Origin of the sequence: Chlorogloeopsis sp. ULAP02 (genome assembly GCF_038404745.2) — a bacterium.
GTDB lineage: Bacteria > Cyanobacteriota > Cyanobacteriia > Cyanobacteriales > Nostocaceae > Chlorogloeopsis.
Window position 1 is genome coordinate 1 of sequence record NZ_JAYKTT020000056.1, and the last position, 25,104, is coordinate 25,104.

Annotated in this window: 20 protein-coding genes; 7 read left to right on the forward strand and 13 right to left on the reverse strand. The window is 37.5% G+C overall.

Annotated features, from left to right (window positions below; all coding sequences use genetic code 11):
* The first annotated feature begins 442 nt into the window (after nt 1–442).
* Nucleotides 443–1,405, forward strand: a complete 963-nt coding sequence (locus U2718_RS19675; RefSeq protein ID WP_342002046.1) for a fatty acid desaturase — start codon at nt 443–445, stop codon at nt 1,403–1,405.
* Between the two features lie 320 nt (nt 1,406–1,725).
* Nucleotides 1,726–2,697, forward strand: coding sequence for a glycosyltransferase family 2 protein (locus tag U2718_RS19680; protein WP_342002045.1), 972 nt, complete (start codon nt 1,726–1,728; stop codon nt 2,695–2,697).
* Nucleotides 2,698–3,006: 309 nt separating this feature from the next.
* Here the strand turns inward: U2718_RS19680 and U2718_RS19685 are convergent, their stop codons facing one another.
* The 3 genes from U2718_RS19685 to U2718_RS19695 all read right to left on the reverse strand — a co-directional run bounded on the left by U2718_RS19685 (nt 3,007) and on the right by U2718_RS19695 (nt 8,321).
* Complete coding sequence (locus tag U2718_RS19685) at nt 3,007–4,434, reverse strand: hypothetical protein (RefSeq protein ID WP_342002043.1); 1,428 nt, start codon at nt 4,432–4,434, stop codon at nt 3,007–3,009.
* 366 nt (nt 4,435–4,800) lie between these two features.
* Nucleotides 4,801–7,458, reverse strand: coding sequence for a molybdopterin-dependent oxidoreductase (locus U2718_RS19690; RefSeq protein ID WP_342002040.1), 2,658 nt, complete (start codon nt 7,456–7,458; stop codon nt 4,801–4,803).
* Between the two features lie 8 nt (nt 7,459–7,466).
* Nucleotides 7,467–8,321 carry an FAD binding domain-containing protein gene (locus U2718_RS19695; RefSeq protein ID WP_342002039.1) on the reverse strand — a complete coding sequence of 285 codons (855 nt, stop codon included), beginning with the start codon at nt 8,319–8,321 and terminating at the stop codon, nt 7,467–7,469.
* A 794-nt stretch (nt 8,322–9,115) separates the two neighbouring features.
* Between U2718_RS19695 and U2718_RS19700 the strand changes: the two genes are divergently transcribed.
* Entirely contained in the window at nt 9,116–9,268 is a 153-nt protein-coding gene (locus U2718_RS19700; RefSeq protein WP_289793360.1) for a CopG family transcriptional regulator, read from the forward strand.
* A 234-nt stretch (nt 9,269–9,502) separates the two neighbouring features.
* Here U2718_RS19700 and U2718_RS19705 read toward each other — a convergent pair whose 3' ends face one another.
* Nucleotides 9,503–9,685: a CopG family transcriptional regulator gene (locus tag U2718_RS19705; RefSeq protein ID WP_342002035.1), complete on the reverse strand. Its 183-nt coding sequence runs from the start codon at nt 9,683–9,685 to the stop codon at nt 9,503–9,505.
* Between the two features lie 822 nt (nt 9,686–10,507).
* On the opposite strand from U2718_RS19705, the gene U2718_RS19710 reads away from it, so the two are divergent.
* Nucleotides 10,508–11,347: a hypothetical protein gene (locus U2718_RS19710; protein WP_342002033.1), complete on the forward strand. Its 840-nt coding sequence runs from the start codon at nt 10,508–10,510 to the stop codon at nt 11,345–11,347.
* 117 nt (nt 11,348–11,464) lie between these two features.
* Nucleotides 11,465–11,764, forward strand: coding sequence for a hypothetical protein (locus U2718_RS19715; protein WP_342002031.1), 300 nt, complete (start codon nt 11,465–11,467; stop codon nt 11,762–11,764).
* A 123-nt stretch (nt 11,765–11,887) separates the two neighbouring features.
* Here the strand turns inward: U2718_RS19715 and U2718_RS19720 are convergent, their stop codons facing one another.
* From U2718_RS19720 to U2718_RS19730, 3 genes are all read right to left on the reverse strand, one after another.
* Entirely contained in the window at nt 11,888–15,436 is a 3,549-nt protein-coding gene (locus tag U2718_RS19720; RefSeq protein WP_342002029.1) for an NB-ARC domain-containing protein, read from the reverse strand.
* A gap of 430 nt (nt 15,437–15,866) precedes the next feature.
* Nucleotides 15,867–16,445, reverse strand: coding sequence for an ureidoglycolate lyase (locus U2718_RS19725; RefSeq protein WP_342002027.1), 579 nt, complete (start codon nt 16,443–16,445; stop codon nt 15,867–15,869).
* Between the two features lie 65 nt (nt 16,446–16,510).
* On the reverse strand, nt 16,511–17,368 hold the full coding sequence (locus tag U2718_RS19730; protein ID WP_342002025.1) for a polysaccharide deacetylase family protein: 858 nt from the start codon (nt 17,366–17,368) through the stop codon (nt 16,511–16,513).
* 155 nt (nt 17,369–17,523) lie between these two features.
* On the opposite strand from U2718_RS19730, the gene U2718_RS19735 reads away from it, so the two are divergent.
* A complete protein-coding gene (locus tag U2718_RS19735; protein WP_342002023.1) occupies nt 17,524–18,480 on the forward strand; it encodes an SGNH/GDSL hydrolase family protein in 957 nt (318 codons plus the stop codon).
* Nucleotides 18,481–19,196: 716 nt separating this feature from the next.
* Here U2718_RS19735 and U2718_RS19740 read toward each other — a convergent pair.
* Nucleotides 19,197–19,958 (reverse strand): sulfite exporter TauE/SafE family protein, encoded by a 762-nt coding sequence (locus tag U2718_RS19740; RefSeq protein ID WP_342002021.1) that lies wholly within the window; start codon nt 19,956–19,958, stop codon nt 19,197–19,199.
* 187 nt (nt 19,959–20,145) lie between these two features.
* On the reverse strand, nt 20,146–21,114 hold the full coding sequence (locus U2718_RS19745; protein WP_342002019.1) for an acetamidase/formamidase family protein: 969 nt from the start codon (nt 21,112–21,114) through the stop codon (nt 20,146–20,148).
* A 425-nt stretch (nt 21,115–21,539) separates the two neighbouring features.
* Between U2718_RS19745 and U2718_RS19750 the strand changes: the two genes are divergently transcribed.
* Nucleotides 21,540–22,034 (forward strand): hypothetical protein, encoded by a 495-nt coding sequence (locus U2718_RS19750; RefSeq protein ID WP_342002018.1) that lies wholly within the window; start codon nt 21,540–21,542, stop codon nt 22,032–22,034.
* Between the two features lie 11 nt (nt 22,035–22,045).
* Here U2718_RS19750 and ureG read toward each other — a convergent pair whose 3' ends face one another.
* The 4 genes from ureG to nadC form a co-directional block, all read right to left on the reverse strand.
* Nucleotides 22,046–22,642, reverse strand: a complete 597-nt coding sequence (gene ureG / locus U2718_RS19755; RefSeq protein WP_342002016.1) for an urease accessory protein UreG — start codon at nt 22,640–22,642, stop codon at nt 22,046–22,048.
* 138 nt (nt 22,643–22,780) lie between these two features.
* Nucleotides 22,781–23,470: an urease accessory protein UreF gene (locus U2718_RS19760; RefSeq protein ID WP_342002014.1), complete on the reverse strand. Its 690-nt coding sequence runs from the start codon at nt 23,468–23,470 to the stop codon at nt 22,781–22,783.
* Entirely contained in the window at nt 23,448–23,891 is a 444-nt protein-coding gene (gene ureE / locus U2718_RS19765) for an urease accessory protein UreE (protein ID WP_342002012.1), read from the reverse strand. Before ureE ends, U2718_RS19760 begins: the two co-directional genes overlap by 23 nt.
* A gap of 65 nt (nt 23,892–23,956) precedes the next feature.
* On the reverse strand, nt 23,957–24,820 hold the full coding sequence (gene nadC, locus U2718_RS19770; protein WP_342002010.1) for a carboxylating nicotinate-nucleotide diphosphorylase: 864 nt from the start codon (nt 24,818–24,820) through the stop codon (nt 23,957–23,959).
* Nucleotides 24,821–25,104: the final 284 nt, after the last annotated feature.

A 25,104-nucleotide genomic window follows, 5' to 3' on the forward strand; every position in this document is an offset into this window, starting at 1 on the left:
ACAACTTTCACCACCAGGCATGAAACAAGCCACTCATCATCATTAGGACTTACGCAAAATTCCTGTAAAACCCTCTTTTCTCTGTGTACTCTGCGCTCTTTGCGGTTGATTCTTCCATAACTCGTGCGTAAGTCCTGATCATATTAAACACGTTATGTTAACGGAGAGTGGGTGGTATGGGACGGTAAGAGTAAAACGTTAGATGAAAATATGTTGATAAAATACTACACGAAGAATTAGCCAAGCAAGATCAGCGAGAATTGCTGCAAATAGCTAAAAATACTGAGGTTGTAGCAAACTATGTTCGGCGCTTTTGTTCAGAGATCTATTAGTACCATTTGTGTTATCCGCAACTAAATGCTAAACTACAACGTCCTTTAGTAAAAATTTGTTATATTTTACGTCTATTTGCCCATCTAGTATGTGAGTAGAGTTTTCTATTATGTCTGGTGATGCAATTACTCAACCTGAATTAATAGATAACAAAGCCAATAAGCAGCGAAATGAGCGTCAGATTCTGAGTGTAAAAGAATTAAGGATTCTGAGCGATCGCTCTAATCATCAAGGGTTGGTGCAACTGGCTGGACATTTAATAATTGTGGGATGTAGTGGCTACCTTTGGGCGACTAACATTGGCAATTGGGTGCTAGCAATACCGACACTGGTAGTCTACGGTTTTAGTTTTGCTTCTATGTTTGCACCTATGCACGAAGGCATTCACAGAACTCTTTTTGCTAACAATCGTTTGAATGACACTGTTGCTTGGTGTGCAGGTGTTCTCTCGTTTTATAACAGTACGTTCTACCGTTACTACCACAAATGGCACCACCTTTACACTCGCGTTCCCGGCAAAGATCCAGAACTAACTGATATGAAGCCAAGCAACTTAGGTAAATACTTGTTAATAATCAGCGGTTTACCTTGGTGGCTCGGAAAGATACGCGGACATTTTCGTGCTGCGTTGGGACAATTTGATGATTGTCCATTCATACCAGAAACAGCACAAAAAGAAGTTATTTGCTCGACTCTCTGGCAATTAGCTGTTTATCTAGTTGCGATCGCTGTTTCACTTATAGTTAATCAGCCTTGGTTTGTACTCTATTGGCTGCTACCGCTGGTTGTAGGGCAGCCGATCCTACGTTTTATTCTACTGGCGGAACACACAGGTTGCACTCTTGATGCCAATCTACTTACAAATACGCGTACCACATTAACGCTTTGGCCGGTGCAATTTTTAATGTGGAATATGTCATTTCATGCGGAACACCATTTATACCCATCTATTCCTTTCCACAAATTGCCAGAAGCTCATCAGCAGTTAAAAGAACATTTTTTACATATCGAGCTGGGCTATGTAAAAGTTAACCGGGATATTATCGCTAAATCAGAGCAGTCAGCATTCTAACAGACGCCATAAATACTAATGGTTCAGGAAAACTTTAGGCTTCTGCATAATTTGATTTATTTACTAAATCTACAGCAGATTTTTGTGCGATTACTTTTAATACTACCCTTTAACCAACTGGTTGCAGAGTGCACAAAACATGAATTGGCTAATTTTCACGCTTTACTTATTCCATCAGACAGATGAATACACAGTTGCTGACTATGCTAGATTGTACCCGACTCGTACTACTCATGATCGTGCCTAAATTTATTTTGCGAGCTATTATTCCCATTCGTAGTTAATCTGTTCTATACACTCTTAAAACTTGTGTCATTCATATGCCTACCATATCTGTAATCATTCCCGCTTATAACGCTGAGAAAACAATAGTCGATACCATTAGCTCTGTTCAGAAACAAACTTTTTCTGACTTTGAGTTAATTGTGATCAATGATGGTTCAAAAGATAAAACTCTCAAGCTACTGAACGAGATACAAGATAGTCGTCTCAAAGTTTTCTCCTATAAAAATGCAGGTTTATCAGTGGCTCGTAACCGTGGGATTTCTCATGCAACAGGAGACTTTATTGCTTTTCTTGATGCTGATGACTTATGGACAATTGATAAATTAGAACTTCAGTTAGAAGCTTTGCAGAAAAGCCCAGAAGCAGGAGTTGCTTATAGCTGGAGTTATTTCATGGATGAAAAAAATGAGTATTGCAGTACAGATAAACCAATATTATTTCAAGGAAATGTCTTTGCTGATTTATTAAAATGGAATTTTATTGCCAGTGGATCAAATCCTCTAATTCGTAGACAAGCAATTGAGTCTGTAGGAGAGTTTGAAACATCATTATTAAGAGCCGAGGATTGGGATTATTGGCTACGTTTAGCTGCAAAATGGTCATTTGTTGTCGTTCCTAAACCACAAGTTTTCTATCGTCAATCTTCAAGTTCAATGTCATCTCAAGTTGAATTAATGGAAGATTGTCAATTCAAAGTTTTGGAGAGAGCTTTCCAGAACGCCCCAATAGAATTACAAGAGCTTAAGCAACCTAGTTTTGCTCATGTTTATCGTTACTCAAGCAAACTTTGCCTAACAAGAATTCCAGGTAGGGAAGGAGTTAACAAAGCGAGTCAAAAATTGCGTAAAGCAATCCAACTAAATCCCAAAATTCTACTCCAAATAGAAACTCAAAAGTTAATTATTAAATTGCTGTTCAAAAAAATACTTACTCCCAATATTTCTGAATACTTGCTTCAAAGTATTAGTAAAATCCGTGCCACTGAGGTTCAAAAATTAAATATTTAGTCCTTTTGGCTTACAGCAACGCGCAATTCTGTGGCTTTTTATTTGAGCAGATAGTACTGCATCCAGAGCTATACCGCAAAAACCGAGAAAATCTTACACACCGTCAAAATAACCAAACTAATAGCCATTTGGAATTAGGGAACAGTATGTTAATAACTACTGAGGATTCTCAATAATGCCCAAATAACAAAAACACTCCCCTTCATTCAGAGGAGCTAGTGCAGGGGTTAAGCGCGTTGTAGCAACTTGCGTTACTTGGTGTGAAGGTGGTAATGTACTTCACCCAATTCTCATGAATAGGGAGCAAGTTCAATTTGTAGAGTGGGAACAATTCACACTTTTTGTTCCTGGAGTATAATATTCGGTTTTGTTGTACACACTAATGATACTGTTACCAACTGTAAAAAACCTACCTTGTTGCTCACTTTTAGAGAATTGCAAATGCGGGTATTCAATAGCTAATTCCTCAGCAGTCATGGCTTGTGCATCCATCCCATTTGGTAAAACTCCGGTACAACCAATATAGAACACCAAAGGACAAACTCGCTCACGGTAGATTTTATCTGCAAACTCTTTGAGTGTGGTATTTGCTGCAAACATTGCAGCAACCAAATTCTCTTTGCTGACACTCTTACCATCACGGCGCTCTTGTAATATCTGCACCAGGCGATCGCCTCTAGCTTTCGTAAGAATATTGGCAACAATACCGTTATTCTCAAGTCTGAGAAAATCGTCAAAAATTGGTTTCATAAATTCATCCACCTTAGTAATTATCGTACGGGATGATAATAGCCTCTGCCTGAAAGCAACATTTTCATGAAAAGCCAATTTTAAGTTAGGTTTTTGGAAAATTTTTTTACTGCCTTGATCATAAACTCGATACATTCTATCAAGGAATTTATTGGCAGGATACAGTTTATTCAGATTGAGAATTTCTTTATTACCGATATCAATTTTATAGCTTAAGCGTGTATGTATTTTACCTTTTGCAAGAGCTTCTTGTAAATCGGTGTAATCATTAGTTGTTGGAAAATTGATATAAGTATTTCTTGAAAGTTCATGCTTTTTTAACTCTGATAACTGTTCTGGAACGAAAATATCTGATTCTTCTTTTAAACATGCAGAAAGAATACTAGACATTACTTTTATCTCTGCAAGTTGCTCAAATAAACCATCAATATTGCCGTAATACTCATTAAAAGGTAAAAGAGGTAAGTTATCTAACTGAATTGTGTATTCACGGTGAAAATCATATTCTTCTGAATCCAGTACCCCTTTTTCTTTAAGAAAATTAAATGTTTTTCTACTACTAATTTTAACTTGTAGTGACTTTATATTCACTTTACCGTCACTCACAATAGTGTAGTTTCTAAAGCTGGTGAGTTCGTTTACTAGTAAACCTGCAACCTCAATTATTGGTGTTTTATCCTCTACTTTAACAAGTCTAACTTTATGAGTAATGAGCATATTGATAGTAGCAGTATTGCGGTTGAATTCAAAGGAACCCATACCAACATACTTGCAATTATCTATATCTTCCGTCCTGAGCCACGGCGTAATAGTTTTGCCATTTTCATCTCTATAACCATGAACACGCTTGACGCTTTTACGTTGATATTGTTCCTGTAATTGTTTGAGATTAATAATAATGCTATTGTGATGTTCTTCAAAAATTTTGATGAGTTCTATTAAAGAAAAATTACGGTCTGTTGTAATGTTTGTTGCTTGATTATGCATATTTTTGTCTACTCCAATTTCATATCTCAAAGCACTTTGAGATTTTATAACACTGTTTGAAAAGCCTAAAATATTGAGGTTAAATACACAAATATATATTCATTAACAGTTATGCCAACAACCGCTAAAAATTGTATATAAAATACATTAATTGTGTAGTGATTGTTTTATATAAGGTTTACCTACCTTACAGATTACCTGAACAATTACTATTATAGTATATATGTACTATTAACGTCAAATATTAGTATTTGGAGTCGTGTAGCATACACTACTAGCTACCGCTTCTAAGATAAAAAAAATCCGTTCAGACTATAGTTCGTAACTTACTAGTTTATAGATTAAATTTGAGTTTTAATACAATCGCTATTTATGCAATTGTCTCCATACTCGTTCTGGTGTCATAGGAAGTTGGTATAATCTAGCACCTATAGCATGGACGACAGCATTGGCGATCGCAGGTGCTGTACAATTAGTAGTTATTTCACCCACACCTTTAGCACCAAAAGGCCCATAAGGATCGGCTTGTTCTACTAGAAAAACTTCCATTGGTGGCATATCAGCAGCTGTGGGAATGCGATAGTTTCGCAAATTTGGATTCGTAATTCTTCCTTGCTCATCAAATAATAACTCTTCCGTTAACGCATAGCCAATTCCCATTGCAATTCCACCTGTGGCTTGCCCATAACAAATTCTGGGATTAATAGCTTTACCAATGTCAATAGCTTGCACGCATCGCAAAACTTCAATTTTTCCCGTCTCTATATCAACCTCTACTTCTACTCCTTGCACAGCAAAAGTTAAAGTTGCTGCATCTGCTGCATAAGAGACTTCAACAGATAGTAAATCCTCTTCATTTATTTTATGCTGGCATCCTGACGGTTCATTTCTGAAATTATCTATTAATTTTTCCGCTGCCAACTTTACAGCTTGTCCAGAAATATATAAAGTAGCAGATGCATAAGAACCTGCATCAAAAGGAGTTTCTTTAGTATCACCAGAAATAATATTAATATCCGTAACTTCTACACCTAAAACTTCAGCAGCTATTTGCCGTAGTGTTGTATCTGAACCAGTACCAACATCCACTGAACCTGTTCTTAACTCATATTTTCCATTACGTAAAAATGATAATTTAGCACTAGCAACATGGATTTTACATAAACCGCTACCTTGCATCGAAACTGCAAACCCTACTCCACGATAGCGAGAGCCTTCTACTAGTGGCGGTGTTCCGGGAATATAGCCTAATGACTGTATAACTTTTTCAAAACATTCTCGAACAGCATAGCTCCCAATCAAATTAAAATGGTCTGCTGATGGCTGTCCTAAATTAATAATCTCTCCAGGACAAATAATATTTTTTAATCTAATTTCAATTGGATCAATACTGAGTTTCTTAGCAATTTCATTAATTTGACTTTCTATTGCAAAAGTACCTTGAGTAGCACCATAGCCACGAAAAGCTCCTGCTGGCATTGTATTTGTATAAACGGCGAATCCTTTAAATCTTTTATTTGAACAACGGTACAAACCTAGTGGAATATAACCCGATAAAAATACCACAGTTTGACCATGATTACCGTAAGCACCTGTGTTACCAATTACTTCTATTTCTTGTGCTACAAATGTACCATCTCGTTTCACTCCGCTTTTAATTTTGATTGTCATTGCATGACGACTATTTGTAGCAGTAAATTCTTCATCTCTAGTGAATTCCCATTGCACTGGTTTGCCTGTATAAAGGGTAGCAAAAGCACAAATATCCTCTGATAAAATTTCTTGTTTGTTGCCAAAGCCACCACCTAATTGAGTTTTATAAACACGAACTTTTTCTTGTGGTAAATCAAAAATTTGGCAAAGCAGACGTTGGCAGTGAAATGGGACTTGGGTACTAGAACGAACAACTAATGTTCCATCTGCTTCTAACCAACTTATAGTCACATGAGGTTCGAGATGAACGTGTTGTACTGCTGGCAGATGATAAGTATTTTCTAAAATTAAATCTGCTTGTGCGAAACCTTTTTCAATATCACCAGATTCAAGAAAAATTTGCCCTGCTATATTGCGATTTCTATCTGGGATTTGTGACGATTCTGATTCATCATGAATGATGGTAACGTCATCATTCATGGCTGCGATCGGATCAAGAACGTGAGGTAAAATTTCGTAATCGACTTCAATTAATTGACAAGCTTGTTCAGCAATAGCTATTGACTGGGCAACTACAGCCGCAACGCGATCGCCCACAAATCGCACTTTGCAATCTAATAAATAGTGGTCGAGGGGATCAGGAACTGGTTCGGCGTGACCAGCGGTGGTGTAAGCTATTCTGGGAACATCTTCATGGGTAAAAATGGCAACAACGCCAGGTAGTGCTTTCGCTATTTCAGTATGAATTTTGCGGATGCGAGCATGGGGGTGAGGCGATCGCAGTACTTTTAGATGTAGTAAACCAGGTGGTACAAAATCTGCGGTGTAGGATGCTTTGCCAGTGACAATTGCTGTACCATCTTGCTTGGGAATGTTTTGTCCGACAATTCTTTGCTGGTTGTATGCATCTTGCTCTGTCACGTCTAAAGAACCAGAAGAAAGTAAAATGCTTTCAATAATGGCTTGGTATCCAGTACAACGACAGAGATTGCCTTTTAAAGCTAAACGTAATTCCTGTTCTGATGAATAGGATAACTTTGTCGCACTCATAATCATACCTGGAGTGCAAAAACCGCATTGAAATCCTTGTGCTTGTAGGAATGCTTGCTGCATCGGCGTTAGTTCGTCATCGACTGATAACCCTTCTATTGTTGTCACTATTTGGTTAGCAATCCGCATTGCAGGGTAAATGCAGCTATGCACTGGTAGATCATTTACCCAAACTGTACATCCACCACAATCTCCGGAATCACAAACACGATGAACACCAAGCCAACCAACTTGTCTTAGTAAAGTCAATAAACTACTTCCTAGATTGCAAGTTGCTGTAAAAGTTTGGTGATTAACCTGAAAATTTAATGATTCTTCCATGTCGGATTTTATATTTTTAATTGTTGCAGCGATCGCTTAATTAAAACTTGTGTTATCTCACGGCGATAGATAGCACTTGCCTTAACATCATCGATAAAATTTATTCTTTGTAGAAACCCAAAATCCTGTATCTGTTGCTCATCATGCAAATCTAACAGAATCGGTGCAGTTATACTGGCAGCGATCGCGCATCTTAGTTGTAAATTATCTGGATTGCAAGCACTCACTACAATTGCTAATGCTGGATCGCTTGCTGTAATACCAATACGCTGATAATTCACTTGCCATTTTAAATTTTCAACAGGAATTAAAACTCGCCTCAATACTTCTTGTGGTTGCAAAATTGTCTGACGATAACCAACTTGAAACTCCTTTGCCGATACTCGACGCGTTTCTCCCTTTAAATTCCAAATTTCATACTTTGCGTCTAATACCACCATTAAAGGTGCAAATGTTCCTACCGATAGCGCCAGACAAATATTACCCCCTATTGTTGCCATATTAATAACTTTCATAGAAGCGGAAAGTGCAGACACAGCACTTTTTAACCCTTCTACTGCTCGCCATTCCGGCGGCCATGCGTACTGTAATAATTTACTTAACGGACACGTAGCACCAATAGATAATACCATCTTTCCCTGTGTGGGAGCCTCGAAAGAATTTAATTCATTGATATCGAGAAAAGGTAAAACTTCTATTTCTGACCATCCTAAAGGTTGTATATCTACCAATACTTTGAGATTTGGTTGTAATTCAGAAAATAGCCACGTTCCACCAGCTAACCAAGCCCAGCCTTCATCCCAGCTAGTGACATTTTGAATATTATGAACACTTAAATAATTCTCAATATTGGGCAAATCCATTGATTTACCTAAATATAATTAAGACTATACGCACAAAAGTTGTTCTTTGGATGAATTATAACAAAAACATTTTTAAAACATAAAAGCTATAAAACCAATAAATTCAATTTTTACAAAATCTAATTTTAAATTTTTATGTCAAGTAATACTTTATAGCTGTAACACAACGCCAGGTGATACCACTTGACGCCAGTCGCTACAACGCGCTTAACCCGCAAGGACGCACTGCCTCGCCACCGCAATGGCTCCACCACGCGCTGCTCTTTTTCCTTAGCTTTGTTTCTAGAAAACTAAACAGCCTCAACGCAGATGTCAAAATCTAGTCTTTGAATGATAACAATTGCCTTGTGTCCCTAGATTTCAGAGTATAGTTATAGGACGTGCTAGTCCTTGATCCTGATATCACAATAGTCTTTTATGAAAAAGCAAGCTGTGGAGTGTAACAAGCTAGATGGCGATCGCCCAATAGATTAAAACTCTCCCAAGTTTTTTGCTCTCAAACTAAATTCACTAACTTTAAAATTAAGAAAATATTATTTTAAGTCTTGACCAGGCTAGCTAGAAACTTCAAAATGAGAGTGTTCTGTCAAGATTGTTAAACCAGTATCAGGAGAGCTACAAGGATACAAAACTATGAGTTGAAGCACCAAAAGTAAAGTTGTGTAACAACAAAAGATTTTTAGGTTCAAGTCAACTTCTTTACCTAAATCTTTAAAATTTCTTCACAAACAACTTTTGATTTAACAGAGTCTTTTTACTTCAATAAATCTGTGGAACATCATCAAAATTTCAGCATGAGCAAAAAATGGGCGATCAAGCGAATCACCATAAACTTGGCATTAGATGAAGCCAAAAAGCTAGAAAAGTATTGTGGACAGACGGGTAGACCAGCAACAGATGTGATTCGGGAACTGATTCGAGGGTTGCCTGTGACGAGAGTAGAGTAACATCAAAATCACTTTGAATATCATTTGTAAAGTCTTTAGTAAAAAATGTTACTAAAGACTTTACTTTTTTTATCATAATATCTTATAGAAATCATAGATTGTTGGTTATTGTTTTGTGAAGAATTTTGAGATTTATTCAGGTTTTTTCACCACTTGTCAATCAATTGACTATATGCTTGTTGTAACTGAGGTAAAAGATTTCTCAGCCTAACTCTTGCAGTGAGTTATGAAAAGTTAGGTGACAGGCAAACTTTGAATAAGTTCTTGAATTACATCCGTTGCAGCTTTTCCTGTTTGCTTGCAATACTTTTCAAGATGATTCGCTTCATCTTGCGTCAAGTCTAGAGAGATTTCCTTGAAAGTCAATTGATAGGGAGTTGTAGCACTGGGAGACTTATGAGTAGCGGCCTTGTTCATTGCTTCATCTGTTTTGATCAAGTTTGCTAATCTTGCCAACTTGGAAAAGTTTTTACCAGTGAAAATCGAGAATTTAAGATTTAAGTTAAGCTTTTTAGGTAGTTATTTTTTTGCCAAGCATATCAAGCGATCGCTGCTCTGCAATTAACTAGATCAATTTTGCTCCAAATACTGCTGTGCTTATCTCGTATACCCATATATTTAAGTTATAATCTGCGCCTTACCAAGTAAATTAACAGGACTTTAAATATATTTAAAATAAGTTGATTTTATATATTAGGTGGTATAGTTATTTGTTTTCTTATCAAACTACAGGCTTACAATAGCGATCCATTAATTACTTAAATAAATTTTGATAAATTGCTCTAAAGTTCACCCTTAACTTTACGATTTTCCCTTGCTTAAGCTTTAAAAATATATATTTTGATCCAATGTTAAACTGACATTGTATCCAGTAATTATACTGAAAAACTCGAAGAAATTAATTAGATGATTTTGGGTAATTACTCTGTTGACTGTTATCTTTGAAAGTGTTAAATATTATCTGATGAACCGTAAATTAAAGTGACTTAAAAATCATCGATAGCTATTGCCTTGATATAAACATAATTGAGATGAAATATTATGATATGTGTTTTAATCCGAATTTTTGTACTTTAAGTCAGACTAAAGACTATAAAATCTTTTTGGTAAGTCTTGGTTAAAAAATTCCAGTTTAATACTATGATGTTATTACCATCAAAGTATGATGTTAAAATCCATTCAAAGCATGGCTCTTAACATTAGTGAAAGTATTGTGTCGTACATCTACCTTTACCTGCTATGAAAACTGAATGCCCTGATATTGAATGGGCGCGCGTTGCGCCTGACACAGTAGTAGTGGCGACATCTGAAAGGGTTTGGGTGTACCGACCCAGTTCTACAGATAGTAGTAATATCTTCACTCAACCAATGAGTGGTGCAGGTAGTGTAGCTACAACTCAGAAACTCCTTGACACTTCAATAGTGCTCGCAAAACGTGCGGTATCTTCCTCTTACCAGCCCCGTGCTTTAAATCCTACATTTTGGATCTGGAGTTTGGCACGTCAATACCATCTTACCCAGTTCACGTCACGACTGATGGAAGAAGCGCGAGAGCGCTTTGCTGCTGCTGGACGTGAAGTTTTGGCTCAGTGGGCAGCACATAAAGCCATTGAAGAACGTGGTCACGATCGCCTAGCTCTACTTGATATTCAATCATTAGGATACAATGCTGAGGCAGTGGTGGAAGCTCTAGTTCCTCCATCGGCGAAAGCTTTAGTAGATTACTTCACCCGCACCGTGCAAGCGATCGATCCAATTGGTTGCGTAGGTTATGCCTATACAATGGAACGCCTTGCGCTTGGTGTTAGTGAAAAACATATTCAAGCGCTAGAAGCGCTTCTGCCACCTGGTACTAATGCTACCCGTTGTCTGCGCGTACATAGCAATGTTGGCAGCGATGTGGAACACGTACAGGAAACTGTCGAACTAGTAGCAGGATTGTCTCCAGAGGAGCGTACTAACGTTGCTATTGCTTGTTATGAAACTGCGCTGTTGGACTTTAGTTCGTCCCAAAACGGCTATCCATCAGAGGAAGAACTTCAGGGGATATTGAGACCGTTAGCTTTGAAGGAATACTAACAGTAGTAATTCCGATTGCTAGCTGTTTGAGCGATCAGTTGTAAGGTAAGCAAAACATACATCTATTTTACAAAAGTTTTTAATTCAGTTTTAAGAAGCAAATTTTAGGAGGATCTCATGGAACCTAAAAGCAAAAACACAGCAAACCAAAAGCAGTCTTTAAATCTTTTAACTGTTCTGAGTTTGTGCGCAATTGTTACGTCCACAACGACAGCAGCGATGGAGCAGCTGTCGAAGAAGCAAGATGTTGTTCCAACAGGTGAGCAGCAGACTTTGAATCGGGATTCTAATAACCGCCTCGACAAAAACAACGATGTAGTCTTGGAGGAAATCGATCTCGATAAAGAGTGGCAAGGTATTTCAGGTGATGAATCTGAGCAAGAAGTTATGTTATTGGCCAATACTAGGGCATTTTAGGTGATTGAATCTGAGCAGGGACTGCTTTCGCCAAGCGCTTTCTGATGAATTTCAGTGAGCTATCTAGATTACGTAACATAGAAAGCAAATCATTACTTTAACAAAGCAACAAGTAGCAGCAGTTTAGTCAACTGCACCTAAAACTTTTAAGGTAGTCTTCGTTGCTTCTGTTATCCCAATAGCCCCTATGATATTCAAACTTTCATAGGGCTTTTCTGCTTTCAAGGTTTTTAAACACTTGCCAGTTTCAATATTCCAAAGCCTAATGGTCTCGTCTTCGCTACCGCTAGCCAGAGTTTGACCATCTGAAAAAAAAGCGACTGACCAGATCATTCCACTTTTGTGTCCTGACAAGGTTTTTTGGTATGCAAAAGTGTTAACATCCCACAAACTAATTATGCCATCTTGACTACTACTAGCTAGTGTCTGACCATCTGGACTAAAAGCAACAGAGAGTAACCAACCTGTAGGTGGTTGTAAAACTCTTTCGCATTCACCCGTGCGAACACTCCATAACCTTAGCGTTCCGTCTGGGCTAGTGCTTGCTAGCATCTTGCCGTTGGGACTAAAAGCAACCGACCAAACCCAACTCGTATGTCCCTCTAAAGTTTTGAGACACTCACCAGTATTGACATCCCATAATTTAATTTTTTGATCCCAAGCAGCACTCGCTAACATTTGACCATCAGGACTAAAAGTAACCGACCAAACCGCAGCTCTATGCCCTTGGAAAACTTTTGAGACTTGGTAAGTACTGACATCCCACAATCTAATCGTGTTATCTTCACTTCCACTTACCAGGATCTGGCCATCGGGACTAAAGGCAACCGAACAAACTGCGGCGCGATGTCCTTGGAGAGTTTTCAAAAGCTGACCTGTGCTGATATCCCACAATTTTATAGTTCTGTCGCCACTACCGCTAATCAACAAATTACCTTTCGGATTAAAAGCAACTGAGTAAACCCAGTTAGAATGTCCTTGAATAGTCTTTAAAACCACACCTGTGCTAACATCCCACAACCTTACTGTGTGGTCGTGGCTGCCACTTGCCAAGATCCCCCCCTCGCCCCCTTTATTAAGGGGGGTTGGGGGGATCGAACTAAATGCAACTGAAAGAAATTGATTGGCATATCCTTGGAAAGTTCTGAAACAGTCACCAGTGATAGCACTCCATAGTTTTACTGTCTGATCATGGCTACCGCTAGCAAGATAATCTCCTTTCAGACTAAAGGCGACAGAAAATATCCAACTAGAATGTCCTTGCATAGTTTTCATCGCTTGACCTGTGGTAATATCCCACAACCTTACTGTGTTGTCATGACTGCCACTAACGAGAACATTTCCTTGTGGACTGAAGGCAACAGAAAATACTCGATTTGTATGACCTTCAAATGTTTTAAGGCATTCACCTGTATAAATATTCCATAACTTTACTGTGTGATCTTCACTGCCACTGGTTAGCATCTTACCGTCAGGACTGAGGGCAATTGACCGGACTCCATCGCTATGTCCCTCCAATGTTCTAAGGCATTCTTCCGTGCTGACATTCCAGAATTTTATCGTGTGGTCGTCACTGCCGCTAATTAGTGTCTGCCCGTCCAAACTAAAAGCAACAGAGGTTACCCAGCTTGTATGCCCCCGAAAAATTTTCAAGCATTCGCCCGTGCTAACTTGCCATAGCCTTAAGGTGTAGTCATCACTACCACTAGCAATCATCTCGCCATCGGGACTAAAGACAACTGACCAAACTTCACCACCATGTTCCTGCCAAATTTGTTGGCACCCACCAGTACTGATATCCCACAGCCTTATCGTGCAGTCGCTACTTCCGCTAGCAAGAGTCTTGTTGTCAGAACTAAAAGCAACGGAGACAACCCAGTTAGCGTGTCCTCGTAAGATGAGAAGTTTTTGACCATTAGCAACTCGCCACAAGTGAATTTCACCATTGCTATCTCCCGCAGCAAGGAGTTCCCCGTCAGGACTAAAGGCAACAGACATCACCCCACCAAAGGTTTCAGAGAAAACTGACTTTGCTAAATCGGCGTTTTGGAAGTTTACGTGATGTAAATTTACCTTTCGTAAGTCTGCTTGCCAAACAGTTAAATAAGAAAAATCATAGCCAGTTAAATCTGTTCCTATATGCCTAAGCAGATTAAGAATATTTCCAGCTATATACCCAGGTTCTTGCGGTGATTCCTCTCGCTGTTTTACTAAAATTGTAGTTAAGTGCTTTTCTATTCCCTTTTTATTTCTAAAAACAGAGAGCAATCCATTCACAACTGGTTGAAGAATAAGGCGAATTTGAGCTTCCCTGACGTAGTCTTTTGCTGTTGCCTTGATCAAAGCGTGGCTTCTAAAAAGCTCATTATCCTCCGTAGCAATTTCTTCACAGACTCGCTCTATTAATACCTGAGTTACGAATTCCATAACCACAGGTTGTAGAGTAAATGTTGCTGCGCTTTTCTCAACTAGCGATCGCCTTCCTAAAGATTCTAAAGCTTCTAGCAACTTGGCTGATGGTACTGGTGAAACAATGTCTTCTCGTAATTCTGAGAGCGAAACAGGTTCACGATTAATTGCCAACCAATACATTATTTCTTTTTCTAAACCTGACAAACGATTGAACTGCTGCTCTAAGATATCGTGAATATCTCCAAAAACAGCAGTTTCTTGCCGCAAAAATTCACTTACGTTACCATCAAATACATCTTCTATTGTTGTAGAAACTATTTTTAAAGCTAAAGGATTGCCTGCATAGCGTTTAACAATCGCCTCACATTCCTCCTTTGCTACAGTTAATCCCTTAATTTTAAAGATTTCTAGCCCTTCGATTACATTTAACCCACTTAATTGTAAAGAGCGAACCGATAATGCTTGTCCTTTCAATAATGCTACTTCTTGAGGTTGTTCTCGACTTGTCAGCACCAGGCAGCTTTGATGAGTTGCTTCTCCTACTCGTCGCAATAGCTCACCATATCCCTCGTATCCTTCCCGGTATTGTCCAGCTCGCCCACCACTACGGAGAATAGCTTCAACATTGTCAAGTATTAAAAGACACCTTTGGCTTTTTAAGTAATCAAGTAATCTTGATACGCGATCGCTCAAGCTTTCAGATAAATTGCTTTCTGTTTCCTGCTCATCAGATAAAACTTGGAGCAGACTAGCCAAAATAGTTTTAATGGGTGGAGCTTCTCTTAGCGATCGCCAAATAACATACTCAAAGTCTTCCTGAATTTGCTGAGTAAGTTTTATAGATAAAGTAGTTTTACCGATACCACCCATTCCTAATAATGCTACCAATTGGCAGCGATCATCCAAAATCCATTGTTCTAATACAGCAAGTTCTTCTGTGCGCCCATAAAAGATTGAGATACTCGAAGCCTCTCCCCAATCTATGTGGGTATTTGAGCTTAAATAGTCACTTTTATCTATTTTCAACTTAAAAATAGAAAACAGTTTTTCAATAGTTTTTTTGTCTACCCCTCCTTCGCGATTTAGTACTTTTGAGATTGTACTAGGATACAATCCAGATAAATCGCTCATTTCTTCAAGTGTGTAGCTATTTCCGTAATTTTCGTTTGCTTCTGACTGACGCTTTGCCTCTTGAAGTTTTTGTAATCCTCTAGTGGTAAGTACAACACCACGCTTACGTTTCCAATTCTGTAAAGCCATGTATTAAAATTTTTGTGATCAGAAATCGACTCTCATACAATTTGTTTGCAACCACATAACAACTGTGTGCTTGCTTTTTATTCAATGTGAACAAGATAAAATTAAATCCAACACTACGAGTTTATATATTAGGTTATATTGTCAAACTAGGGTCAATCATAGCTTGAAAACTGATGAGCAGATCAGAAGTTAATGAGAATTAATTCTTATGAGTGTTTATCTTAATCCACAAGGCAAAAAGTTATATTGCTTATTTTACTTAATCCCAGTCTGACTGAGCCACGAATTTAAAAACTATATTATTACAGCAATTATAATAAACGCTTATTTGAATGTTACTTGAAGGTCAAATGAACAATCTGCATCTCGCTTAAATCTTCACCACAAATTTCAGGTTTTTAAAGCAATATACTGTTAATACAATCACTCACTAATTAATTACATCTAGCTGAATTTCATAACCTAGTCGCATTGGCAGAGAAACTTTATAAACATCACCTTGATTCATTTCTCCAGGTTGTTTCATTTGACTTAAAGCAATTACAACCTCATCAGAATTTGCTGTCAAGATCACAATTGGTTGATCGCAGGCAATAGGAAAGTCATGCCAAGTACCAAGATGTAGTAATAATGCATGTCCAGCAGGAAATCTTAGAGCTTTCACTTGATTTAAGTCTGGTAAATTTTCACCCTGTTCGTGATTAGGTGGTGCCATTACCATAATGAATGGTGCTTCTCCCAAACCGATAAATAATTGGGTCATATACATATGGCGTTCTAGCCAAATAATAGCTGGATAACCCGGCATAATTTTTGCGGTTCTAAAAGTTGCTGTGCCACGATATATAAAATCAAGATTTTCGCCTTCAATTACTCTACCTTGATAATAAGGAATTTCTAATCCTGGTTTACTGACATTATTGCCCAGAAGATGTCCAAAGGGTTTAATATTTTCTGAATTGGCATCAATTACGGGAATTTTTAAAATTTCGCTAGATGAATTAGACATATACAGATTTTATATAATAGATGAAAATTAAATTAATTAATGCAAGTATATTTTAATCATAGTTATTAATCACCATAGCTGTTGAACCATTTATAAATCCCTTCACCTGTCGTTAACCAAGAATTTGATTTATTTTTAATATGCATTAAACATTGCTTTAGGTACTTTAATCTTAGCGGCTGTCCAACAATAAATGGATGTAAGCCAATTGCCATTATTCGTCCTTGTTTTTCTCCGTCCTCCCACAATTGATCGAATTGATCTTTGATTGCTTCTGCAAACTCTGAACCAGAAAAGCGATTACTCAAACACAAGGTAATATCATTTGCTTCTATCGTATAAGGAATTGCCAGTAAGCGATCATTAGATAATGGATACCAATAAGGTTGGTCATCATTTACCCAGTCAGCAACATAAACTATTCCTACTGACTGTAATAATTCAAAAGTTGATTCTGTAATTGAAAATCCTGGTGTTAACCATCCTTTAGGTCTTTTACCAGTGGCTTTTTCAAGCAAACTTACAGTTTTCTCAATGATCTGAGTTTCTGCTTCCCGTTCCATACCACTATGACCAGTAGAATTATTAAGACCGTGACCCATCACTTCCCAACCACATTTCTGTATAGCTTTAATAATTTCGGGATACAGTTGGCAAATTTCGCCGTTAACAGCAGCAGTTACAGGAAATTCCAATTCAGCAAACAAGTCAAATAACCGCCAAATACCAACGCGGTTACCGTAATCTCGCCAACCATAGTTAGCTATTTCTGGGTAACTATTTAAATGCGGTTGAATTGCCGTCCCTAACTTGCCGAAGCTAAAATGCTCTACATTCATTACTACCCATACAGCAACTCTGGCTTGATTGGGTAATTTCAGAACTGGACGCTGTGTAATTGCTTGAAAATATGGAGGTTGCATAGGTTCTAGATTTTAAATCTTGGATGTGTTATCTGTTATTCCGTATATATGCAGCTAATACTGGTTTTTGTATTCTTCTGCGCCAACGCAAATTATAAATAGCACAGCTATTTAGCATTTTTTACAACAAAACTTTTATATTTCGGAGATATTTAGTGAAAAAATATAGAAAATATATTTTAACGACAGCACTATTTTTACTATTGTATGCTACGTTATCACCTAAAGTCTCAGAAGGTAATTTAATACCTTATCAAAAACATCAATCGCAATATCAGTACGACAAAATTTATATTTTTGGTGACAGCTTAACTGATGTAGGTAATATATTTAATACCACAGGTGGTATTATTCCTCCAAGCCCAACTTATTTTAATGGTCGCTTTTCCAATGGTTCAGTTTGGGTAGAATATCTCACCTCTAATTTAAGGTTAGGTTTCAATCCAAATACTAACTTTGCCTTTGGTGGTGCGACAACTAGTTTCAAGAACCTACTGGTACCTGGTTTACCAGGATTACAACAACAGATTAATCGGTTTCGAGCAGCAAATCCTTCTACTTACCAAAACTCTCTCTATATTTTATGGGCTGGTCTGAATGATTATTTAGATTACTTTCTCGGTGGTACTCCCAATCCTGCCCAGACTGCGAAAAATTTATCAACGGTAGTTAAATTACTCACTGATGTCGGTGCGAAAGAGATAATTTTAGTTAATTTGCCGGATTTAGGAAAGTTTCCATTTACAGGCCATTATCAAGAGATTTCTAGCTTATTTAGTAATTTTACCAAGGCACACAATTCTATTCTAATGGCAAACATTCAATCTTTGAAACAAGATTTAAGCCCTGAAATTAACATTATTACTGTTGATGTTAATTCCTTATTTAATAGAGCCTTTACCAATCCAGAAGAATTTGGATTTACTAATGTGACTGATTCTTGCATTACTAAAGACGTATCAGTAGTAAACATAGGTCATTCCACTAGGCTAGCATCATGTAATCCAAATAAATTTTTATTCTGGGATCCAATCCATCCTACTACTGCTACTCATAAGCTCATCGCAGATTTAGTATTTTCTGTTTTCAAATCAGCGTCTATTCATAAGTAGACTACACTGTAGAATACTACTCAAATCGTACTAGCACATCTACAATTAAACTAATAATATTAAAGTCAGTTTTATAATAGGGCTTTATCTTAAATAGTTAGTTGAGAATATGTTATTAACTTTACTATTTTTTATGAATCCAATTATCTTTATGTAATATTTAATTATTTTTGTCAATTATTTGCTTTCAGTATTTTTGACATTGACTTTTGGAAAATTTTAATTATAAACAGTTAGATTTTAAATACTCTTAAAAGAATAAAGAATAAGATAAAACTGATAGCTCACATCTTGTCTTACACTTTAGCGACTTAAATTCGCGGCAATACAAACTCTTTCTACAATGCTAACTAACCCTTTGATTATTTTTTATCATAAATAATAAAGGGTGAAAAAATATTGAAAGAAAGTCGTTTCTGTAGAGCCGTGTTTTTTTACCAAGTAGATATATAAATATATTACTAATCCAATACTTTATCTTTATTTTTTACTGCAGAATAGATCTAATTATTAGAAAACTATAAAACTTGCCTTTAAAGTTTTGAAGGCGATCACAAAATTATATCAACTCATGCAAAGCGTCGGGAATCATTAGCATAATAGCATCAGTATTCTTTATTTATCTTAAGTGTGGATAGTCGTAGTAGCATTTTGGTCTAGTTTACAACCAATAAATTATTGTAGAGCAAAGTTTAACTGAACTGACATAAAATAAGCTATGTCTGCCAAGCTTGCCAGAACATATAAACTGATAAAACAGCTAGCAAAAACCGAAATGCAAAGCTAATAAGTTGGTCTGACAATTTAGGCAAAAAGCGAGTACTGATTTGCGCTCCCACCAGCCCTCCCAATCCTAGAATTAACCCTTCTAAAAATAAAATATTCTGACTAACAGCGTGTCCTATCGTTGCAGAAATAGCAGTAATTACAATTACACCTAAACTAGTTTGAATTGCTACTTTAATTGGTTCAGCTAGTAATAAAATTTGTAGTGGTACCATAATTACGCCACCACCAACACCAAATAAACCTGCTAAGATACCAGCGACTCCACCAGTAAGTATTCTAGCTATAATAGGATTTAATTTTTGTTGCTGATTTTGCACATTTTTTCTAATTAACCGTTTACGTAATTCAACCAAATAAATATTTAATAAAAGCAATAAACCAAAAGCAATTAATATTATTTTTGGAGGAAAAACATTTGCTAAATAGACACCTAATTGTGCTGTCAGTAGGGCAGGTAAACCTAATAAAATAACTCGCCGGACATTAATATAACCCATTCGCCAATTTTGTATAGTCCCAGAAATAGCTGTAATTGCGATCGCCAAACTACTCGTCGCAACTGCTTGTACAGGTGTATACCCTAGTACTATTTGTAAAGGTACTAAGATTGTACCGCCACCTATTCCAAGAAATCCGGCAAGAATACCAGAAAGTAACCCACTCAAAATTAGAAGTAACCAATGAGTCATTTGTCAGTAGTTAGTAATTTGTAGATAGTATTTAGTGGTAGATTTGCCCATATCAGCTACTTTCATCTGGCTCGCTACTTCTTTGAAGCTAGAAAACTATGCACTTTAGTTCCTCCTCAGAAAAATCTCTATAATTGTGAATCGTTGACTAATAGCCAGCAAAATCACTAATCCATAACGATTCACTTTACAATAGCAGCAAATCTTTAGGGAAAATTGACTTGGATAACATTCCATGCACACCTTTTTGCGGACTGTTAACAACTTGAGTAATACGAAAATTTGCTGCTAGGCTACACAACACATAAGCATCTTCTGGTGATAGTCGGGCAAACTTTACCAAAAAATCAATCATATTTGTTAAAGCTAATTCAAAAGCTTCATCCAGAGTTTGACCGAAACCCATTGTGATTATGTCAGTAGAAGTTTCAGCTATGGGCGTTGTCAACTGCAAATCCTTACGAAGCTTAAGTTGAATAGTACCGTTCATAGAAGTTTCAATAGCGGTCACGTTGACTTCGCCATCTCCCTGTGCTGAATGACCATCGCCTATCGAAAATAAAGCACCAGTAACAAAAACAGGCAAGAATACTCTCGAACCTGCTTGTAATTCACGGTTGTCAATGTTGCCACCATAATAACCAGGAGGAATAGAAGAACGTTGTGTCTCTAGAGTAGCTACCCCAAGCATGCCGAAAAATGGTTTGAGAGGAATTTTGATACCACTATTTTTGGGAAACTCAGCAATACTGTTTTCTAAGTCAAGATAAATAAACCTCAAAGCTGCTTGGTTAAATTGGTGGGGTAAGGCTCCCCAACCAGTACGAATAGCATTGAAACCGACGGGTAAGCTTGGTTTAATTGCTTTTAATTTTACTTCCAAAACATCTCCCGGTTCTGCTCCCCGTACATAAATTGGTCCTGTCAACAGATGCGGCCCCTCTGCTACTTTACGTTCTGATGGTAGATTTTGGCAGATATCTAAGAATTCAGATGTGAGAAACTCTGGAGGTGCTTTGTCGTAGATGTAGTAACCAGTGTAAGTCTCTACCTCGACCGTATCACCAGAGTCAACTACTAATGCTGGTTCAAGTAAGTGTGAGAAACCACCCAGATGTACTGTTTGTTTTGTCGCTTTGAGAGTATACTGAACCATCTTTATTTGATATCCTTAGTAATATTACTTAAATTGTTTTTGAATATTTACTTGTAGAAATGACAGTCTGCTTGTAATAGCTAAAAATTTTAATGTTCTTATTATTGAATTCAAGAAGTTATTCTTAGCTGTAAGAGCTTTTTTGCAAATCCATTTAACAGTGTATCATTCTATTGACTTGAAACTAATCATTGCATAGAATAATAATTTTAATTTTATTTATAAGTTATAAAAGTTAAAATTGACATTTATAATAATCTCTCATTTCATTAAAGAATAAAAAAATCTGCTAATTAGAATTTAATTATTATCCAAATATCCTTAAACTCTGATTCAAAATATTTTTTTAATTATTTAGATTTACTACTTGTTTAATTCACTAGAAAACTGTGTTATATATGCTCTTATTAGATTTAGTTTGAATAATGTCTAAAAATTTTATTCTTATTTTGGGAACTTTAGTTTGTACTGTTTGTCCTATAATTCCAGTTCAAGCAGATCAGGTAGAATTAGGTGTTTTCAAATCTGTAGATACACCAAATGTAAACTGTCCTCAGAAGGTAATTGTCACAGAGAATCGTGCACCTTATTATGAAGGTGGATACACAATCAACGGTCATGGAAAATTGAGTTCTTTGGCAGAAGCCTTTACAATCTTATCCTTTGACCACTTCAGTGTTACTTGGGTAGCAAATTTAAAACCTACCTTTCAAAAATGTGTAGCTAGTGGTGGGATTATCAAATACGGTGATGAAATATACAAGTCTCATTCTTATTTGCGCGTCAGATTTAATGGTGGCAAAGTCTATTTAATTCTGGATATGACTGCTAATAAAGATGCTAATGGTTTTACTCCTTCTATTACGAAAAAAAGTATCAGCACAGGAAACCCAATTTGGAGTTGGTCTGGTACAGATTGAAGCGTAAAAAATTAGCAGAGATTTGTCAATATAAATTGAATTACATCTGCAAGCCCTTCCTGATTTTTTAAATTTGTAAACAGAAAGGGCTTACTACCACGCATCTTCTTGGCATCTCGTTCTATTACACTTAGCGATGCACCAACATAGGGAGCCAAATCAGTTTTATTTATTACTAGTAAATCAGATTTTGTAATTCCTGGGCCACCTTTACGGGGAATTTTATCACCAGCTGCTACATCGATCACATAAATAGTTAAATCAACCAGTTCTGGACTAAAAGTAGCAGCTAAATTGTCACCACCACTTTCTAGAAAAACTAAATTTAAATCTGGAAAACCTGCCTCTAGCTGTTCGATAGCTGCTATGTTCATCGAGGCATCTTCACGGATTGCAGTGTGAGGACAACCGCCAGTCTCGACTCCTACTATGCGATCGCTTGGCAGTGCTTGAGAACGCACTAAGAACTGTGCATCTTCTTGTGTATAAATATCATTTGTCACTACTGCTATTTTATATTGCTCACGCATTGCCTTACATAAAGCATCTACTAAAGCAGTTTTCCCCGAACCTACAGGACCGGCTATTCCGACTCGAAAGGCACTCATAATTTTGTTAGTAGTTAGTGGTTAGTTGTTGATTTTTCTCCTCTGCTCTCTTATCCCTTTGTCCCCGTGTCTCTTCTTCTCCTTGTCTCCTTGTCCCCTTGTCTCCGTGTCCTTTTGTCCCACTATCCCCCTCTAGCCCTAGCTTCTAAATAATCTTGTATACAATGTTTCATGCTTCATGCTTGCTATCGACAGACCCCAACTGCAACAACTAAGCTCATCATCCTCTAAATCGAGAACTTCTACTGTAGTGGCACCCAGTAATGATTGTAACTCCAGTAATAATTGCTGCCCTGCGGTTTGACCAAGAGGAATGAGTTTCACTCCAGTAGTAATTAAATTACTCGCCCAATTATGCAGATATCCCAGTACTGCTGCTTCTATATTTATTTGCCAATAAGCACTTGCAACACCAAAAGCGATCGCATAATTGCAGTAATTACCAATAGCATTAGCAATTGTTGCTAGCTGTGGTTGCAAATCTACAAGCAGCCGCATTAGCGATCGCCCCATGCCAACACTGGAAGCGCGCAATTCCTCTGTTTCTCTAGCTGCTGATAACCAAAAATTCCAATCAGATAAAGTCTTTAAATCGTTCTCCTTTATTGACTGATATGCTCGTACCATCACAGCTGCTTCTAAGCGAATTGTCCCATAACACAATTCCATTACTAGCCAGTGCTTTAAATTTTCTTTAGTGGCGATCGTGCTATTCTCAATCAAAGTTTCCAAGCCTTCGGAATAACTGTATGCTCCCACAGGCAATGCTGGACTTGCCAATTGCAAAATGTACAGAAAATTACTACTAGTGAGTGTGATTGTGTCCATAAGCACCCCTTTCTGGTTGAAAGGGTAAAACCTCTTCGTGAACTTTTAGTCCTAGTTTTTCCAACATTGTGCGTAGTACTAGGTCAGGAGATAACCGTAAATAATCAGCTGTAATTTCTATTGGGACATGACGATTTCCTAGATGATATGCCGCCCGTAGTAATAATAGTGCTGTTTGAGCAGTTACAGTAAAGACTGGTTCTGGCTTGGCAATAATTCTAATCATACTATTAGTCGTTTCATCTTGAAGAATATCCCCATTTTGCAGCACCATACCTCTGGGTAAACGCAAACATACAGTTTGTCCATCTTCTGTCTTAAAGCGATGACGACTGCGGGTACGCTCTTCTGCTGTCAAAGCCAATGTTAATGTTACTACTGCATCTGAATTTGGTGGTTTACGCTGGGTAAATGTCAGCATCAGCTATTGCAAAGTTCTGAAATATTATCTAGTTGAATTTTAGATATTGTGAAGCTTACAGTAATTCAATTAATTTTCATACTCAAATCTAACCATTTTGACTGTGTAATGGGTGCACTGCTAGAAATATAGTCCACTCCAGTTTCTGCTACTGCGCGAATCGTATCTAAAGTAATATTGCCGGAAGCCTCTATTTTCACTCGCTTACTTTCCAAACGAATCATTTGTATTGCCTTGTGCATTGAATCGAGGGGCATATTATCCAACATAATAATGTCAGCCCCATTTTGCAAAGCTTCTTCTACCTGATCTAAACTTTCCGTTTCCACTTCTATTGATAGAGGATAAGGAATCTGCTTGCGAATCCGAGCGATCGCTTCCCTAATTCCTCCACTAGCCGCAATGTGATTATCTTTAATCATCACTGCATCATCCAAACCCATGCGGTGATTGATTGCCCCTCCTAGCTGAGTTGCGTACTTTTCTAATAACCTTAGTCCTGGTGTAGTTTTGCGCGTATCCACCAATTTAGCAGGTAAATCTGCAATTTGTTCCACATATTTTCGGGTTAATGTGGCAATGCCACTCAAACGCATAACCAAGTTAAGTGCTACTCTCTCCGCCATCAATAGTGCATCCAGAGAGCCATTAATTTCCGCTATTGTTTGTCCTAGCTCACATCCTTCTCCTTCAGGAACAATAGCCTTAAAACAAACTTTTGCGTTCATAATCTGAAACACTCTTGCCGCCACAGGTAAACCAGCTATTACTCCGGGCGCTTTTGCTATCCACTTTGCTTGTCCGTCTTGTACATCTGCATATAGAAGAGATTGAGTGGTGCGATCGCCCCTACCTAAATCCTCTACTAACCAACTATGTAATTGTTGATCCAATACCAGCCAAGGAGGCAAAACTCCAACATTTCTCACAACTTGGTCGTTTCCTTCTCTAAGTTCCAGGACTACTTTAGCCCAAAACCCTTGATTAGTTGGAGTTTTCTAGGCGCTCCAAAAATTTTTCTAAAAATAGTTGACAGTGAAGAGTAGGTTAGTTAGTATAGTTAAGTGCCTGATAAGCGTCCGCTGCAAAGCATCGCTCGAAGGAAGCCGAACCATGAAAAGATTATAGTTTGAAAGCAATTATAAGACACAAAGCCTGCGGGAGTAAAGAAAATAAAGACCGAGGCTAAAGGTCGAAAAAGAATATAGCCAAA

Bases quoted from the DNA above. Each gene is read 5' to 3' on its own strand.
- U2718_RS19675 (WP_342002046.1), top strand. From the start codon at position 443: ATGTCTGGTGATGCAATTACTCAACCTGAATTAATAGATAACAAAGCC.
- U2718_RS19680 (WP_342002045.1), top strand. From the start codon at position 1,726: ATGCCTACCATATCTGTAATCATTCCCGCTTATAACGCTGAGAAAACA.
- U2718_RS19685 (WP_342002043.1), bottom strand. From the start codon at position 4,434: ATGCATAATCAAGCAACAAACATTACAACAGACCGTAATTTTTCTTTA.
- U2718_RS19690 (WP_342002040.1), bottom strand. From the start codon at position 7,458: ATGGAAGAATCATTAAATTTTCAGGTTAATCACCAAACTTTTACAGCA.
- U2718_RS19695 (WP_342002039.1), bottom strand. From the start codon at position 8,321: ATGGATTTGCCCAATATTGAGAATTATTTAAGTGTTCATAATATTCAA.
- U2718_RS19700 (WP_289793360.1), top strand. From the start codon at position 9,116: ATGAGCAAAAAATGGGCGATCAAGCGAATCACCATAAACTTGGCATTA.
- U2718_RS19705 (WP_342002035.1), bottom strand. From the start codon at position 9,685: ATGAACAAGGCCGCTACTCATAAGTCTCCCAGTGCTACAACTCCCTAT.
- U2718_RS19710 (WP_342002033.1), top strand. From the start codon at position 10,508: ATGAAAACTGAATGCCCTGATATTGAATGGGCGCGCGTTGCGCCTGAC.
- U2718_RS19715 (WP_342002031.1), top strand. From the start codon at position 11,465: ATGGAACCTAAAAGCAAAAACACAGCAAACCAAAAGCAGTCTTTAAAT.
- U2718_RS19720 (WP_342002029.1), bottom strand. From the start codon at position 15,436: ATGGCTTTACAGAATTGGAAACGTAAGCGTGGTGTTGTACTTACCACT.
- U2718_RS19725 (WP_342002027.1), bottom strand. From the start codon at position 16,445: ATGTCTAATTCATCTAGCGAAATTTTAAAAATTCCCGTAATTGATGCC.
- U2718_RS19730 (WP_342002025.1), bottom strand. From the start codon at position 17,368: ATGCAACCTCCATATTTTCAAGCAATTACACAGCGTCCAGTTCTGAAA.
- U2718_RS19740 (WP_342002021.1), bottom strand. From the start codon at position 19,958: ATGACTCATTGGTTACTTCTAATTTTGAGTGGGTTACTTTCTGGTATT.
- U2718_RS19745 (WP_342002019.1), bottom strand. From the start codon at position 21,114: ATGGTTCAGTATACTCTCAAAGCGACAAAACAAACAGTACATCTGGGT.
- U2718_RS19750 (WP_342002018.1), top strand. From the start codon at position 21,540: ATGTCTAAAAATTTTATTCTTATTTTGGGAACTTTAGTTTGTACTGTT.
- ureG (WP_342002016.1), bottom strand. From the start codon at position 22,642: ATGAGTGCCTTTCGAGTCGGAATAGCCGGTCCTGTAGGTTCGGGGAAA.
- U2718_RS19760 (WP_342002014.1), bottom strand. From the start codon at position 23,470: ATGGACACAATCACACTCACTAGTAGTAATTTTCTGTACATTTTGCAA.
- ureE (WP_342002012.1), bottom strand. From the start codon at position 23,891: ATGCTGACATTTACCCAGCGTAAACCACCAAATTCAGATGCAGTAGTA.